This is a genomic window from Brevibacillus sp. FW301-21C12A (genome assembly GCF_058788915.1).
This window is the reverse complement of record NZ_JBYTBG010000042.1, coordinates 26,813-40,034: the sequence shown is the minus strand read 5'-3', so window position 1 is coordinate 40,034 and position 13,222 is coordinate 26,813. Positions and strand designations below refer to the sequence as shown.

15 protein-coding genes are annotated in these 13,222 nt (G+C 50.9%); 14 read left to right on the top strand and 1 reads right to left on the bottom strand.

Annotated elements, in window-relative coordinates; translation table 11 throughout:
• Positions 1-523 precede the first annotated feature (523 nt).
• The 10 genes from AC3WQH_RS20740 to AC3WQH_RS20695 all read left to right on the top strand — a co-directional run bounded on the left by AC3WQH_RS20740 (position 524) and on the right by AC3WQH_RS20695 (position 9,846).
• Complete coding sequence (locus tag AC3WQH_RS20740) at positions 524-2,071, top strand: AbgT family transporter (RefSeq protein WP_005832179.1); 1,548 nt, start codon at positions 524-526, stop codon at positions 2,069-2,071.
• A 33-nt stretch (positions 2,072-2,104) separates the two neighbouring features.
• Positions 2,105-3,364, top strand: coding sequence for an amidohydrolase (locus tag AC3WQH_RS20735; RefSeq protein WP_283858701.1), 1,260 nt, complete (start codon positions 2,105-2,107; stop codon positions 3,362-3,364).
• A 64-nt stretch (positions 3,365-3,428) separates the two neighbouring features.
• Positions 3,429-4,832, top strand: a complete 1,404-nt coding sequence (locus tag AC3WQH_RS20730; RefSeq protein WP_005832175.1) for a M20 family metallopeptidase — start codon at positions 3,429-3,431, stop codon at positions 4,830-4,832.
• Positions 4,833-5,122: 290 nt separating this feature from the next.
• On the top strand, positions 5,123-5,509 hold the full coding sequence (locus tag AC3WQH_RS20725) for a hypothetical protein (protein WP_026558213.1): 387 nt from the start codon (positions 5,123-5,125) through the stop codon (positions 5,507-5,509).
• A 123-nt stretch (positions 5,510-5,632) separates the two neighbouring features.
• On the top strand, positions 5,633-6,751 hold the full coding sequence (locus AC3WQH_RS20720; RefSeq protein WP_005832171.1) for an ABC transporter permease: 1,119 nt from the start codon (positions 5,633-5,635) through the stop codon (positions 6,749-6,751).
• Between the two features lie 11 nt (positions 6,752-6,762).
• Entirely contained in the window at positions 6,763-8,046 is a 1,284-nt protein-coding gene (locus tag AC3WQH_RS20715; protein ID WP_005832169.1) for an ABC transporter permease, read from the top strand.
• A complete protein-coding gene (locus AC3WQH_RS20710; RefSeq protein WP_005832167.1) occupies positions 8,047-8,733 on the top strand; it encodes an ABC transporter ATP-binding protein in 687 nt (228 codons plus the stop codon).
• Between the two features lie 4 nt (positions 8,734-8,737).
• A complete protein-coding gene (locus AC3WQH_RS20705) occupies positions 8,738-9,148 on the top strand; it encodes a hypothetical protein (RefSeq protein WP_005832164.1) in 411 nt (136 codons plus the stop codon).
• A 46-nt stretch (positions 9,149-9,194) separates the two neighbouring features.
• On the top strand, positions 9,195-9,515 hold the full coding sequence (locus tag AC3WQH_RS20700; RefSeq protein ID WP_007777077.1) for a hypothetical protein: 321 nt from the start codon (positions 9,195-9,197) through the stop codon (positions 9,513-9,515).
• 22 nt (positions 9,516-9,537) lie between these two features.
• The gene (locus tag AC3WQH_RS20695; RefSeq protein WP_005832161.1) at positions 9,538-9,846 is read left to right on the top strand and encodes a hypothetical protein; all 309 of its coding nucleotides are present in this window, start codon (positions 9,538-9,540) and stop codon (positions 9,844-9,846) included.
• 25 nt (positions 9,847-9,871) lie between these two features.
• On the opposite strand, the gene AC3WQH_RS20690 is transcribed toward AC3WQH_RS20695, so the two are convergent.
• Positions 9,872-10,504 (bottom strand): YczE/YyaS/YitT family protein, encoded by a 633-nt coding sequence (locus AC3WQH_RS20690; RefSeq protein ID WP_025845571.1) that lies wholly within the window; start codon positions 10,502-10,504, stop codon positions 9,872-9,874.
• Between the two features lie 202 nt (positions 10,505-10,706).
• Here AC3WQH_RS20690 and AC3WQH_RS20685 point away from each other — a divergent pair, with 202 nt between their 5' ends.
• The 4 genes from AC3WQH_RS20685 (at position 10,707) to AC3WQH_RS20670 (ending at position 13,201) form a co-directional block, all read left to right on the top strand.
• The gene (locus tag AC3WQH_RS20685) at positions 10,707-11,684 is read left to right on the top strand and encodes a LacI family DNA-binding transcriptional regulator (protein WP_005832158.1); all 978 of its coding nucleotides are present in this window, start codon (positions 10,707-10,709) and stop codon (positions 11,682-11,684) included.
• 136 nt (positions 11,685-11,820) lie between these two features.
• On the top strand, positions 11,821-12,324 hold the full coding sequence (locus tag AC3WQH_RS20680) for a GNAT family N-acetyltransferase (RefSeq protein ID WP_005832154.1): 504 nt from the start codon (positions 11,821-11,823) through the stop codon (positions 12,322-12,324).
• Between the two features lie 90 nt (positions 12,325-12,414).
• Entirely contained in the window at positions 12,415-12,876 is a 462-nt protein-coding gene (locus tag AC3WQH_RS20675; RefSeq protein ID WP_005832153.1) for a DUF6884 domain-containing protein, read from the top strand.
• 4 nt (positions 12,877-12,880) lie between these two features.
• Positions 12,881-13,201 carry a YciI family protein gene (locus AC3WQH_RS20670; RefSeq protein ID WP_005832150.1) on the top strand — a complete coding sequence of 107 codons (321 nt, stop codon included), beginning with the start codon at positions 12,881-12,883 and terminating at the stop codon, positions 13,199-13,201.
• Positions 13,202-13,222: the final 21 nt, after the last annotated feature.

Below are 13,222 nucleotides of genomic sequence, written 5' to 3'. Positions count from 1 at the left end.
ATGAATACAAACTTTCGGATATCCTCTAGCGCAAAAAAGGACAGTCAGGGCGTTTTTCCCTGACTGTTTTTCTTATGCAGATAAGAATGGATAGATAAGATTCTTGCCCGGTATCAGCGCAACCAAGGCTGCGCCAATGGTTTGGCACGGCCCGGTTTTCGAATGTCAAAGCCGGGGAACAAGGGATAAACATGGAAGCTTTTCTATTTTTCAAGAAGTCAAACAATTCTATTGAAAAAAAGTTACCCAGGTTATATAATCCAATTAAACGAAATTGTCTTTTTGTATTCGTATAATTGTCATTGCCGACCGAAAAAAGAAAGGAGTATCTGCGCGGCGACGAGCTTTGCTGTGCGCTTGAATGAATGGATTGCGTTGAAATGAAAATGAAAGGGCTTTCACCTTCTCGCTTTCATGCCATCAACCAGACTGACCACTCATTCAGAACGTTGTTGTTTCGCCATCGAGACAAACGAGAATGATGGTTATCAGCAGAAAGAAACGGCCTAAGGGGGAGTGCTCCATGAGTGCACATACTGTACAGACAAACCGGAATGAGGAGTATGCACAAGGAATCGGTCTCGTCAAATGGGTAGAGCGAGTCGGGAACAAGCTGCCGAATCCATTCATGCTGTTCCTTTATTTGATCGCCGCTTTGATGATTATTACCGCGGTCTTGTCGATTTTTCACGTCACGGCAGTCGATCCGATCAAAAACGAGCAGGTGCAGGTCAAAAATCTGCTCAGCCAGGAAGGCTTGCAATGGCTTTTGCCCAACATCATTAAAAACTTCTCCGGCTTCCTGCCGCTCGGTTCCATTTTGACGCTCATGCTCGGCGTGGGACTTGCGGAGAAGGTCGGCCTGTTGGAAGCCGTTATTCGCAAAATGTCCCTGCGGGTCAGTGCCCGCTACGCCAGCTACCTCGTAGCGTTTATCGCGTTTTTCAGCCACGTTTCCTCTGATGCGGCGTTCGTGATTATGCCGCCGCTGGGCGCGTTGATCTTCCTGGCTGTCGGACGCCATCCGGTGGCAGGGCTGCTCGCCGCGATTGCGGGGGTCGGGTCCGGTTTTTCCGCCAACATTTTGATCGTCACAACAGACGTGCTGCTCTCCGGTATCAGCTCAGAGATTTCCAAGTCAGTGAATCCAGACGTGACAGTGAGTGTGCTCGACAACTGGTTCTTCATGTCCGCTTCTGTCCTGCTGCTTTCGGCGGCGATCGGGTTTATTACCGATAAATTCGTGGAGCCGCGCCTGGGCGTTTACAAAAGCGAAGGCAAATCGGAAAAGAAACTGGAAGATTTGTCCGATACCCAAAAGAAAGGCTTGCGTGCCGCAGGTATCGCAGCGCTTGTGTTCATTGCTGTGATTGCCGTATTGGTCGTGCCTGAAAATGGCCTGTTGCGCGATCCGAAGCAGGGGACAATCGTGCCTTCCCCGTTCATTTCCGGTATTGTCCCTGTCATTTTGCTCTTTTTCTTTACCGTAGCGATTACGTACGGAATCAAGGTTGGGGTTATCAAAAAGCAAAATGACATCCCGGCCTTGCTGACAGACCCGATCAAGGGCATGGCAGGATTCATCATCATGATTTTCCCGCTGTCCCAATTCGTGGCGATGTTCAACTGGAGCAACATGGGCAGCTTCCTGGCGCTGTCGATTACGGATTTGCTGGAACAAATGAACATGAGCGGCGCGCCTGTGTTTATCGGCTTGATGTTCTTGTCTGCGTTTCTGTGTATGTTTATCGCGAGCGGCTCGGCGATCTGGTCCTTGCTTGCGCCCGTGTTCGTGCCGATGTTCATGGCGCTTGGCTTCCACCCGGCATTCGCGCAGGTGGCATTCCGGGTCGCTGACTCGTCGGTCATTCCGTTTGCGATCGTTTCGCCGTTTATCCCGCTCTTCTTGAGCTTTTTGCAGGAGTACAAAAAGGATGCGAAGCTGGGGACGTACTACGCCCTGATTATGCCGTATCCGATCGCCATCTTTGTTTTGTGGACATTGCTCTTGGTCGTCTGGTATTTCGTCGGTCTGCCAATCGGTCCTGGAGTTTATCCGGTGATGAACTGAAGATGACTCGAGAATAAACAGGAGGAAAAAAACATGCTGGATCTGGTTTCGTTACGAAGAGATTTTCATATGCATCCCGAGGTGGGCTTTACGGAGTTTCGCACCGCTTCGAAAGTAGTGGAAATTTTGGCTTCCCTCGGCTACGACGTGATTTACGGCCAGGACGCCATGGATGGCGATGCCCGCAGAGGGCTGCCGTCCGAGGCGGTGCTGGAAGCGGCTTACGAACGGGCGCTGCGCGACGGCGCCAACCCGGCCATCGTGGAAAAAATGCGCGGCGGCTACACCGCTGTCATCGGGGTGAAAAAAGGGAACAAGCCTGGCCCGACTGTCGCGTTCCGCTTTGACATGGACGCGTTGCCTGTGCTGGAGAGCACCGATGCGGACCACTTTCCGCAGGCGAACGGCTTCCGCTCCCGCTACGAAGGAAACATGCACGCCTGCGCCCATGACGGGCATACGACGATTGGCCTTGGCGTAGCGGAGGCGCTTGCGGCAGGGGAGTTTGCCGGGACGCTCAAGCTGATTTTCCAGCCAGCCGAAGAAGGAGTGCGCGGCGCGTATTCGATCGTGCAAAAAGGGCTTCTCGACGACGTGGACTACCTTTTCTGTCACCACCTGGGCGTCAACGTCCCGCTCGGCGAGGTGCACGGCGGCTCTTACGGCTTTTTGGCCACCACGAAAATGCTCGCTCATTTTTACGGCGTGTCCTCCCATGCCGGTGCTTCGCCGGAGCAAGGGAAAAACGCCCTGCTCGGAGCGGCCACCGCTTTGCTCAACATTCATGCGATTCCCCGTTTTAGCACAGGATCGACTCGCGTGAATGTCGGGGTGCTGGAAGGGGGCACTGCGGCAAACATCATTCCGGCCTACGCCAAGATGGTAGTCGAGACGCGCTCTGTTTCCGAGGAAGTCAACGCCGAGGTCGAGCAACGCGTGCGCAACATCATCGCGCACAGCGCAGCGATGCATGAGCTGGACTACAAAATCGAAGTGATCGGGGGAGCGATCCCGATCAACTACGATGTGGAGATGGCAGAGCTGGCTTTGGAAGAAGCGAAGCACGTGGAAGGCTTCTCCTCGTTTAAAATGGGCGAGCACAACTCGATGGGCAGCGAGGACGCGAGCTTCATGATTAAGCGCGTGCAGGAGCGCGGCGGCAAAGGGACGTACATGTCGATCGGGACCGACCTTCCGGCTCCGCACCATCATCCGAAGTTCGATATTCAGGAAGAAATTTTGCCGCGCAGTGTCAAGCTGCTGGAGCGGATTGCCAGACGGCTTCTTGCCTAAAAAGCAACTCTCTGTTGCCAAAGTCGCCTTTTTGCCAACTCCGACATAGAGAGGATGTTTTTACATGCATACCAAACAAATTGCAGACATGATCGAGCAAAAACGGGATTCCTTCATTAAAGTAAGCGACCGCATCTGGGAATTGGCGGAGACGCGCTTCGAAGAGTACCAGTCCGCTGAGCTTTTGGCGCAAACGCTGGAAGCAGAAGGCTTTCAGGTGGAGCGCGGCGTCGGCGGGATCAAAACCGCCTTCATCGGCAGCTTCGGCAGCGGCAGTCCGGTTGTGGCGATCCTGGGCGAGTTCGATGCCCTCTCCGGAATGAGCCAGAAAAAAGGCCAGGCCAAAGAAGAGCCGGAAGTGCCGGGCGCAAACGGACACGGCTGCGGGCACAACCTGCTGGGGACGGCTTCGCTGGCGGCGGCGGTTGCCGTGAAGCAGTACATGGAAGAAAACAACATGAGCGGAACGGTTCGCTACTACGGCTGCCCAGGGGAAGAAGGCGGCTCCGGCAAAGCGTTCATGGCGCGCGCCGGACTGTTTGACGACGTCGATTTTGCCCTCTGCTGGCACCCGATGGGCTACAACAGCATCATGGCAGTCGAGTCGCTGGCCAACTACCAGGTTTACTTCAAGTTCAAAGGCAAAAGCGCCCATGCCGCAGCCAGTCCGCACCTCGGCCGCAGCGCGCTGGATGCAGTCGAGCTGATGAACATCGGGGTCAACTACTTGCGCGAGCACATCATTACCGATGCCCGCGTGCACTACGCGATCACCAATTCCGGCGGCCTGTCGCCAAACGTGGTGCAGGCGTACGCCGAGGTGCTCTACCTCGTGCGCGCGCCGAAGGTCGACCAGGTGCAGGAAATTTACGAGCGCGTCTGCAAAATCGCCAAAGGCGCGGCACTCATGACGGAAACCGAAGTAGAGATCGTCTTCGACAAGGCGTGCTCTAACCTGGTGCAAAACAAGACGCTGGAAGAGGTCATGTACAAAAACTTCCAGGAGCTTGGCGTGCCTGTGCACGACGAAGCAGAGCTGGAACTGGCAAAAGCGATGCGCGCAACGCTGTCTGCGCAGGAAAAAGCGACAGCGGAAAGACAGTCGCCAGACGCGCCGGACCCGGACATGGTGACATGGCTGAACCCGTACACCGGGTCGACGATTCCGCTGAACGGCTCCACGGACGTAGGGGACGTAAGCTGGATCGCGCCGACAGCACAATGTACGACAGCTTGCTTCATCAACGGTTCTACGCTGCATTCCTGGCAATGGGTGTCGCTCGGAGCGACCTCGATGGCGCACAAAGGAATGCTGCACGCCGGGAAGGTCATGGCTGCTACTGCGGTAGATATGCTGCAAAATCCAGAGTTGATCGCAAAGGCAAAAGCCGAGCTGAAAGCCCGCCTCGGCGACAAAACGTACGTGTGCCCGATTCCGGAAGGCGTTATGCCTTCGGTGAAAAAATAACAGGCTTGCATGACAAGACCGACGATGTACCGCTTGAATGCGGGGGTCGTCGGTTTTTTTCGTGGAAACATGGCAAGGAGATAGAAGCGAACCGCACGCATGTAATTCACAAAAAATACAAAATGTTAATGAAATATAAATTTCTATATTTTACATATTCCGACAAACAAAGACAAAAGCGATAAATATAATAAAAGCCGATAAGGAAAAAACTACTAATTGGTTGTTGTTTTCTCCTTATCACCCTTGGCCAAGGTATATAGACAAAGTAAGTTTGGGAGGAAAGGAACTTGGGAAAAAAATTTCTTGGTATTGCTGCAACGCTCGCTTTGCTGACCGCAGCTAATTCTGCTTATGCGGAGACACAAACCGACACACTTCAATATAAAGATTTGCGGGCTGATATCAAACTGGACGTCGATTGGAATCTTTTAGATGAAGATAAGGCAGAAGCCGAAACAGACTTCATTAATCCAAACAATAGTAACTATGTTGCAGTCAGACTGGAAATGTGGAAAGACGACTCTGGAGTTTCTGGCAGCAAGTACGATCGGGATAAAAGCCTTGCTGAATGCCGCTATACATATGCGGGCGCCGAGTATTTCAAAAGTAGACACTCGATTGACAGCTCTGATCGGAAAAAAGAACTTGTCGTTGATACTTTCTCCGATGACTAGAATCCCGTAACATTCAAACAGAAAATAAACCGGTGGAATAGCCGGTTTATTTTCTGTTTGGCTACGACGGCAACTTGTCCCTAAACCATACGCAATGCTGAAAAACTCAGGAGACGGTTATACATGACGTTAAGCTCGATAAAAAATCAGTTTAAAGCCCATCCCGTCACAACCGCTTTGATTATCTTGGGTCTGACCATATCCATCGTACTCATTTCAATAGGCATATCGAGTGTGAGGAATACGCATTTGCTCATCCAGCAACAGGTTCATTACGCACCTCAGAATGCTACGAAAATAGAATTGGAGCTTTCGGACAAACAAGATGTACGAGCTTTGTTCAAGGTTTTTGACGGGATATCGGATCAAACCGGAGTTATTCTGGACCGAGCAAAAATGTTTCACAATGGTCTCATGGCTCCGGTAACGCCTGAATATTGGACAAAACAGGTTGTTCAGAGATTTCCATTAGAAACAGGAAGATATCTGAATGTAACGGATATCATCCATGGAGAAAAAGTAGCCCTGGTTGGCAAAGCGAGAGGGAAAGATGTACGCACCAAGAACGGAAAACCGTACATTTTGCTGGATAACGAAGAATACGAAGTGATCGGAATCATCGGCGTGAAAGGAAAAACGACAAAAGCGATTGATTACAAAATTGTTATTCCGGCCACGTCGCTTTCCTCAACGCTTTTGAGCAAATTGCAAAGCGCGAAAACGATTCCTTTCTTGATCCACAATAGTTATACAGATACATACGCAGACGAAAAACAGATTAAACAAAATGCCAAGCGTCTATTTCCGGAAGCGACATGTACAGCCTCCCCGTACGGAGAAACAGAGGGGATTGTTGCGCCCAACAGGGGAAGCGAAATCTACATATCCATAATGGTTTACGCGCTGGCAATCATCAACGCGATTAACCTTACAGCCTTTTGGATTCAAGAAAGAAAGTACGAAATCGGTATCAGGAAAGCTTTTGGCTACAGCAATGCGGATATCGTCTCCATGCTTTTTTGGGAGATGTGCGTCATCAACCTGATAGCGGTAGTCATAGGTTTTTCTATTCAATGGATGATAAGAAGCTTGCTTTCCAAATGGCTTGATTATCCGGTTGAGATTACCTCCACCACTATCTTTGCCGCGATTTTGTTCGTTTTTGCAACGGCTTTTGTCACTACTGCCATCCCTTCGAGCAAGGCGCTAAAAATACAGCCAGTTGAGGCTATCAGGGGATAAGGAGAAGAGAAATGGAGCACCTTTCCATCGCGATTTCATCCATGCGGAAAAGAAAGCTGTCTGTTTTTCTGATGATGGCGCAGCTTGTGCTTTCCTTTTGGGTGATGAATCATGCGTTTATTTCCATGGATGTCGTGCATTATCAAGAGAAAAAGCTATTTGCGGTAACGCAGATGGATAAAGATACAACGTTGCGGTTGTCTTTTGCGGATGTGGAAGACACAGAATGGTTTGCCGAACGATTTGGTCAATTGGAGAATTTTATCAAACAAACGCCCGGAGTGCAGAGGTACGGCTCCTTTGATACGACCTCCATCACACCGGAAAATTTGCCGAATCAACGCGCTTTTCTTGAACAAAACAAAAAACAGTATGCCGGAACAAGGTTGGAGAATGCGATTGAAAATAACAAGATCGTTTTTTTAGATAAAGGCATCTATTCATATGCAAAATTCAAGATCATCAACGGAAGGCCACTGGGTGAAGCGGATTTCACCAAAAAGGACGGTGACGTTATCCCGGTTTTGATCGGATATAACTACCGGGATGTCATCAATCTTGGTGATCGGTTTGAGACCATCATCCATGAAAAGAAAATAGTGTACGAAGTTGTTGGAGTTCTTGAGCAGAGGAGTGAATGGTTATCTGGAAATGATTACATTGCTGATCCGGTTGATAACCTGGACAACTTTTTTCTTGCTCCTTTTTTTCCGATTGTCAGGGAAAGCGAGCCGATGGACGTAGCGGTGAGGATGCATAACACCTTCATCCAACTGGATTCCGCAGAAAAGTTCAATCAAGTCGCAGCGGCCATTTCAGAAAAGGGGAGAGAATTAGGCATAAATCCAACGCTGACAACAGTTGGCGACGAGTTGCATGCTTACAGGGAAAACAGGAAGCAAGTCAGCAATTTCTCCCTGTTCATGGGGATGTTCTTTTTAGTGATCTCGATTATTGGAATCGTTTCGGTGACGCTGTCGTCGATTCATGCCCGAAAGCATGAACTGGGAGTCAGGATGGTGGCAGGTGCAACCAAAAGGGATATTTCCGTAATCATTCTCATGGAACTTGTATGGATCGTAACGGTTTCAGCAGTTTCCGGGGTTGTGCTGAATTACGTGATGGAAGCTTTCGAAGATTCATCGGTAGCGAATATAAAGCTGGAGATGTTTGCCTTCCCTTTATACGGTAAAGTCATGCTTGTATCCATCCTGGTTGTTCTTGCTTCCGTGTTCATCCCGTTGCTTCGGATCAAAAAACTCCAACTTCGCGAGTTAGTAGGGGGGAGAGACTGAATGGCATTCATTGAGCTTGATAATGTTTCGAAAGTATTCGGGCAAGCAGAGTATGCAACCGTAGCCTTAAAACAAGTAACTTTTCGCATGGAGAAAGGCGAATTTGTCTCGATCATGGGTCCGTCTGGCTCAGGCAAATCGACCCTGTTGAACATTATGGGTTGCATGGATGTACCGACTGAAGGAGAATACAGGCTAAAAGGCACTTTGATTCAAAAATTGAGCGATAGAGAATTAAGCCAGATCAGAAACAAAACGATCAGCTTTGTCTTTCAAAACTTCGCCTTAATGCACAATTTCAGCGTCTATGAAAATGTGGCACTGCCCTTGTTTAAACGAAAAATGAGCCTCAAGGAAAAGAAGGAAAAAGTAGACTATTATTTGCACAAACTCGGGATTGCCGACTTGAGCAATAAAAATGTTTCCAAGCTGTCGGGAGGCCAAAAACAAAGAGTTGCCATTGCACGTGCCATGACTGCTGAAACAGAGCTGATCCTGGCTGATGAACCAACAGGTGCGTTGGATCAGAAAAACGGGGCGCAGTTAATGGAGCTTCTTTGTCAAATGAATGAAGAAGGCAAAAGTATTGTGGTCATTACCCATGATGAAAAAATCGCCGGATATACAAAACGAATCATCCGCATTGTAGATGGCGTCATTACAGAAGACCGAAAGATGGAGAGGTAACGGTATGCAAATGAAATGGAGGATCGTTTTCATTGCCGTCTTTATCGCTTTGGCGGGGGGAATCAGCTACTACTCCTTTTTTTATCAAGAACATTTTATGCGGACAGCAGAAGGTGTCTTTTTGTCCGATGAATACGAGGAAAAATATAAACAGGTGGTTAGAGAAATTACCGTTAACAAGACCAGATTCGATACGCTGCTTATCGAACATGAGATTAACTTGGATGGTGGAAGCCTCACTTTTGAACTGTTCGATCCAAACAACAGATTGGTTCAGTCTGGAGAGGTGACCAAAGACCAGATTTATGCTGAAAAACTCGAGGTGACACCTATAAAGGGAAAATGGCGGGTGCAATATCATACGAACAAGGATACAAATGGAAAATATATGCTATCATTGGAAAGTGTAGAGTAGGTTTTTCAGAACAAGCGTGTACAAACACGGACACAGGAGGGACAACATGTACTGGGAGAGTCTGCCCGGATGGTTTTGGGCGATCTATTACCTATTTTTCCTCATCACAGCAGGGACAGCCGCCTTCTGCCTCGCACGCAAGAAAAACAGGCGGATGTCCGTTGCCGCGATGCTCCTGGCGCTGTTGCTTCCGGTCGTCAGTCTGTGGAAAAGCATCGCCCGGGCAGAAGGAATGGACGAGTTCGAGCATTTTGTCATGGAGCTGCTGCAAGGCTCTCTCTGGGCTGTTTTCGTACTCGCTGGTTACGTGTTTTTGGTCGCATGGTGGGCCATGTTCTTGCGTAACAAAAAGTCCAGTGTGCAGTGACAGGCACGAGCGAGCTGTCCGAATGCCATATGCGAGGACAGCGGGGACGATCGCGAAAAAGAGAAGGTGCTCGACCGACGGCCTTCAGGTAGCGAACCGAACAAGCCGCGCGCTGGGGACTGCGCGTGATGTAAAAAGAACGCCTGCGCAGCTTCAGCCGATGAGTGCGCAGGCGTTAGACAATGGCCGGGACGGCAGCAGGCTTGGCACGGGAGCGCAGCCTGCTGCTGTCAGCGGCGAGGCGAGGCAGGACAGGATGCGCCCCGCCCGCCCGGCTCTGAAAATATCCAGCGATTTGCCGCCGTCCAGTATGGCGGCTTTTTTGGCGTGACTGCTTTTTGCCGCGCGTCCGGCTTCTACTGCACCTGTGCTTCCGTCCCGCGATTGACGAACGACAAAAGCTTGTTCCCCGCATGAATGGCAGCCTGAATGATGTAGCCAGTCGTAAACGACAGCACGATCGTCCCGTAATAAATCGGCCCGTCGAGCAAAAAGCTCAAGGTGAGAAACAGGCAGGCAAGCGAGATCTCTGTCCGGCGAAACGTCCATTTCATCCGCTTGGAGATTACGAGCACGAAAGCTTCCTGCGGTGCTGTGCACACCTGCGTGCACACGTACAGTCCGATGCCGCTGCCGATGCACAAGTTGCCAAGCGCCATGGTCAAGAGCGGCGGCAGCGAGCGGATGCCGGCCATCAGGGCGTCAATCGAGCCGATCAGGTCGACAAAGACAGAGATCAGCACCATCACGGCAACGGCGCCCATCGTAATGTAGCTGCGATCCATGAAAAAGACGATGCAGACAAAGGCGAAGTTGATCGCGAACATCCAGAAGCCGATGGATACGCCGAAGTTTTGAAACAAGGCAATAAACAGAGAGTCATAAGGGCTGAGGCCAAACGAGGTAATCGTCGTCATCATGTTGATGCCGAGCGCAAGAATCAGCAGACCTGTGACAAACAGGACGTATTCGAATTTGAAGCGAAACACGAACAGCACGACTCCTTTCATCTACCATTGGCAACAGGATAATGTGTGGAACGCTTTTCAGAGCAAGAAAAAAATGTGCCGGACATGCCTTCCAGTCTTTTTGCTTTCGCACTGCATGTTTTTCAACTGGAGAAAAGGACGCGTTTCCCGTTACTATGGAAGAGAGAATCACGGATTCGAAAAAACAGAGGGGTAATCAGGCTTGGCTAACATTCGAGAAATTGCGAGACTGGCGGGGGTATCCGTCTCCACCGTGTCGCGTGTATTAAATAACCATCCGTATGTCAGCGAACAAAAACGAGCAGAAATCATGCGGATCATCAAGGAGCGAAACTACGTGCAGAACAGCAACGCCGTCCACCTGTCGACCGGAAAAACAATGGTGGTCGGCGTGACGCTTCCGCTCGTCAACAATCAATATTACAGCTCGATCATCGAAGGGATCGCCGCCGAAGCAGCCCGGCACCAGTACAACCTGATGGTGTGCCAGACCAATAACAGTTCCGAGCAGGAGCAGAGCATTTTGCGCCTGCTGAAAAACAAGAAAATGGACGGCCTCATCATGTGCTCCCGGGCCAATGGCTGCGAAACGATTGACGAGTACGCCCAATACGGCCCGATCATCACCTGCGAGGCAAACGAGACAGCTTTCGTATCGAGCGTTCATATCGACCATTATCAGACCTTTCGGATCGGGATGGAGTATTTGCTCGGCAAAGGACACCGGAAAATCGGCTATTGCATAGGCAGAAAAAACAGCTTCAACAGCCAGCACCGCAAACGGGCCTACCATGACATGCTTCGATCGGCAGACGTAACGCCCGCACCTGACTGGGCTTTTGAAAACTGTCTGACCGTGCAGGACGGCAAAGACATCGCTCACCGCATCTGGCAAATGAAGGAGCGGCCTTCTGCATTGATCGTCTCCTGCAATCACATCGCGGCGGGGATCGTCAAGGAAGCGGGCAGACTGGGACTGCGCGTCCCCGAAGACCTGGCGATTGTCGGCTGTGACGATCAGCCGGTCGGCGAGCTGCTGGAGATCACCACAGTATCAAGCCCGAGCAGCTTGATGGGGAAATACGCCTTTGAAATGCTGTACGACAGAATTCTCCACCAGCACAAAGAAAAAGAAGAGAAGGAGCTGCCCCCGCTTCTGGTAGAGAGGGGGACGACGTGACGTCTGGCGGGACAGGCATCCCGCCGAAACAAGATTTACACAAATTTGCAGATCATTCACACGCCATCCACTCCTGCTTTATATCCGTTTGCTAGAGTGTAGATGACAGGGTAAACGGACAGGAGGCGGAGGATGGATGGAAGTACGGATTGAATGTGCCAAAAAAGAGGATTTTGCCGAGATGATTACGCTGGCCGACCTGACGTTGCCGGATCGCATGAACCTGCACGAGCTGAAAAAATATATGGAGCTGTTTCCCGAGCTGATTTTCAAGGCGACAATCCATGACCAGCTCATCGGCTTCAGTTGTGCGGGCATCGACATGTACCAGACGACGGGCTGGCTGTTGTTCAGCAACGTCCGTAAAGAATACCAGGGACAAGGCATTGGCAAGCGGCTGATCGAAGCGAGGCTGCAAGCTCTGCGCCGTTTTCCTTCGCTGCGCACCGTGCTGGTCACCGTGAGCGAGACGAACCAGTCCTCTCTTCGCGCGCTTTCGGCACACGGCTTTCGGCTGGCTCACGCCGAACAGGACTATTACGGCCCTGGCAAGCATCGGCATGTACTGGAGCTGCCTGTCTGGCCCGTTGCCTGCTCTCCGACAGAGAGTCCGGGCTGGAAAGAGGACGTCAGTGTATAAGTGATTTTTCAGAATACAAAAAGTCGATCATGCGGGTGATGGACAAGCAGGCAGGAAAAGCCGGGCGCAAATGGAAGGAGATAGAACGAAGTGAAACGACGTTTGTGCATCATCGCCTGTGGCGCGAAAAAAATATGGGATGTACACCCGGAGGCGGGAGCGACAGAGGCGCAGTACGTTTATCAAAGCGCGTTTCATAAAGCGAGCCAGGCGTATGCCCGGACGTTTTTTTTCGAGTGGGCGATTTTGTCTGCCAAGCACGGCTTTTTGCTGCCGCATGATACGGTGCCGGAAAACTACGATGTGGCTTTTGGCACGAAAAACCCGGAGATCATCGCGCTCGACGGCCTGATGCGACAAGCGCGGGACAAGCAGCTCGACGGGGTGGAGGAAGTGGTCATGCTGGGCGGAAAGAAGTTCAGGAAGATCATTCACGCCGTGTTTGGCGCAGACAAAAGCAGCTTTCCGCTCGCGGATTGCCAAGGCATCGGCTTTATGCTGCAAAAGCTGAACCAGGCTGTGGCGAACAGACAGGAAATCGGAAAGGGATGAGAGGATGGACGGACTCCAGCAGTATTTGTACAAAATCAGGCTTGTTCCGCGGCTGCTCGACCCGGCGAACTGGACGGACAAAGAGCACGAGATCGTCGGAGAGCATTTTCGCTATTTGCAAAAGCTGCTCGCAGACAACAGGCTGATCCTCGCGGGCCGCACGCAAAACATGGACGAGACGACGTTTGGCATTGCGATTTTTCTCGCGGAATCAGAGGAAGCGGCCAGACGCGTCATGGAAAACGATCCGGCTGTCCGGCAAAACGTGATGACAGCCGAGCTGTACCCGTACCGCGTCGCCTTGTACAACAGCGAGTGGGAATAGAAGTGAACATAGACGAAGAGC

Excerpts from the sequence above, each read along its gene's own strand:
- AC3WQH_RS20710 (WP_005832167.1), top strand. The coding sequence starts at position 8,047 with ATGGCATTCATTGAGCTTGATAATGTTTCGAAAGTATTCGGGCAAGCA.
- AC3WQH_RS20670 (WP_005832150.1), top strand. The coding sequence starts at position 12,881 with ATGGACGGACTCCAGCAGTATTTGTACAAAATCAGGCTTGTTCCGCGG.
- AC3WQH_RS20735 (WP_283858701.1), top strand. The coding sequence starts at position 2,105 with ATGCTGGATCTGGTTTCGTTACGAAGAGATTTTCATATGCATCCCGAG.
- AC3WQH_RS20740 (WP_005832179.1), top strand. The coding sequence starts at position 524 with ATGAGTGCACATACTGTACAGACAAACCGGAATGAGGAGTATGCACAA.
- AC3WQH_RS20730 (WP_005832175.1), top strand. The coding sequence starts at position 3,429 with ATGCATACCAAACAAATTGCAGACATGATCGAGCAAAAACGGGATTCC.
- AC3WQH_RS20700 (WP_007777077.1), top strand. The coding sequence starts at position 9,195 with ATGTACTGGGAGAGTCTGCCCGGATGGTTTTGGGCGATCTATTACCTA.
- AC3WQH_RS20705 (WP_005832164.1), top strand. The coding sequence starts at position 8,738 with ATGCAAATGAAATGGAGGATCGTTTTCATTGCCGTCTTTATCGCTTTG.
- AC3WQH_RS20720 (WP_005832171.1), top strand. The coding sequence starts at position 5,633 with ATGACGTTAAGCTCGATAAAAAATCAGTTTAAAGCCCATCCCGTCACA.
- AC3WQH_RS20680 (WP_005832154.1), top strand. The coding sequence starts at position 11,821 with ATGGAAGTACGGATTGAATGTGCCAAAAAAGAGGATTTTGCCGAGATG.
- AC3WQH_RS20715 (WP_005832169.1), top strand. The coding sequence starts at position 6,763 with ATGGAGCACCTTTCCATCGCGATTTCATCCATGCGGAAAAGAAAGCTG.
- AC3WQH_RS20695 (WP_005832161.1), top strand. The coding sequence starts at position 9,538 with ATGCCATATGCGAGGACAGCGGGGACGATCGCGAAAAAGAGAAGGTGC.